The 1890-nt window shown below is 53.1% G+C and carries 1 protein-coding gene; it reads right to left on the reverse strand.

Annotation, left to right across the window (positions count from 1 at the left end; genetic code table 11):
- Nucleotides 1-128 precede the first annotated feature (128 nt).
- A complete protein-coding gene (locus BRO54_RS18695; RefSeq protein ID WP_074044844.1) occupies nucleotides 129-1787 on the reverse strand; it encodes an IS1634 family transposase in 1659 nt (552 codons plus the stop codon).
- Between the last annotated feature and the right edge of the window lie 103 nt (nucleotides 1788-1890).

Raw genomic sequence — 1890 nt, forward strand, 5'->3', positions numbered from 1 at the left:
CTCACATTTCGCACCCTAACAGGGTTGAAAGAAAGGATTTTTTATTTCGTTTTTCAGAATAACTTTCTGACCAACACAACGAGCGATGGCAATCCTTTTTTTACCATCGCTGGTCGTTCCGTATCACGTTACACGTAGATGCTCTCATCCATGCCCAATCCCTGCAGAATCCTTCGCTGATCAGGGGTGAGGGAGCGATCCAGTGAGCGTTGGATGCGCCCATCCGGCAGCTTGAACAGGACGACGTTCACATATTGAAACAGCTGAAAAATCGCCTGTCCCGTCGGCCGGGTCAGCTTGCGGCCTCCAGGACCCTTCAACGGGTGTTCTGGAGTAATAAACTGACGCACTCGGCGCTGAAAAACGCGGTAAATAGCCAAGGCCAACAGAAACAAATAGCCTAATACTGCGACCCGTTCTGGTTTTTTGACGTAAATCTCATCCGTGAAAAACGGATCTTTCAAAAAAGCGAAGTTCATTTCCACCGAGATCTGCCCTTTATATAGCTTCAAGATCTCTTGGGCATCCATGGGTTGGCCCTTCCATTCCTTCGGAACGGTCGTGACAAGGACAAACCGGGACGCTTTCCGTCTCGCCTGTTCCCACGCGTCTTGGTCGAATTCGACGTCAAGGTGCAAGAGATACAGCGTCTCCACCTCGGGTTCCGCCCCTTTTTTCGGCCGTCCGCGCCGTTTTTTCGGGCGTACGATCTCTTCGACCGCGGCCTCAACCCGATGAAACCGGGGGCGAAGGGACGCCTTGAGGGACGCCAAGGCTTGTTCGGCATCTTCCCGGCAGGAGAATGGGTGACGCTCCCAACGGGCTTGTTCCTCGCGAAGAAGCTCCGCTTCTTTGGTTCGTTCTTTTTCAAGCGTCTTTCCTTTTCGCTGGTCGAGCGCGCTCGATTCAACGACGATCAGCCGAACGGGGTGGCCTTCATACGTCGAGGCCGTTTCCCATACCCGGTACGTGGCGCCGTTTCTCTCCGCCAACGTAAAGGGATCGCTCCACGTCGTGTCCTGAGCATCCGCTTCAGCCAACGCCTGTTTCACGATCCGGAGCGACGAAGGGCCTCTCGTGATCAAAAAGGCGTTGGCCGCTTTGGTTTGCGCCAGGGTCTCTTTCGTCATCGCGGCGGAATCGGCCACGTAAATCCATTCGTCTTCGATTTTGGCCTGCTTCAGCTGTTCATGGACACGAGACAGCACCTCGGGATTCCATGTTTTATCGGGCAGGTTGCCATCGTGCACATCGCCGTAAAACGGGATGCCGTCCTCGTTGCCGACCAGTCCGAAACCGATCTGTTTTTGCCAACGATGATGGCGGTTGTAGCCATGTGTGATCTGTAAGGCCTCTAACGAGGCCGATTCATACGCGCCGTAAACGGTCTTGTCCGTCGTATCGGCGTGGAAGGCTCGGAGGGAAAGGCCTTCTTTGCGATAAATATGAATCAAGCAAGTGCTGATGACGTTGTGAATGCCAGCCTCATACAGGCGATCGAGATGACGGGCCAACGCATCGTCATTCAACTGGGAAGGATGGAGCCCGGAACGGATGAGTTTCTCACAATCGACCTCCTGAGCCCAATGTTCCAAGTGAACGAGGGCTTGCCGGCCGTCAAACACATTGTAGAGGATGGCCTGAACGGCATCGCTGACTCGCGTTTGGCACTGCGGATCGACGGGCACGAGATGGTCAATCAATTGAGGCAGACCCAGTTTCTTGAATAGGGCACTTATTATATTCAAATAAGAATTGCGATAGACCGCTTCGACTTGAACATCCATGAGAGAAAAACTCCTTCACTTTCCTTGTGTGTCAAGGATTCATTCGACATCGGAACGAAAAAATCCTCCCGATTTTCGTCGAGAGGGTGCGAAATGTGAGTTA

It is taken from the genome of Geobacillus proteiniphilus (assembly GCF_001908025.1).
Classification (GTDB): Bacteria; Bacillota; Bacilli; order Bacillales; family Anoxybacillaceae; genus Geobacillus; species Geobacillus proteiniphilus.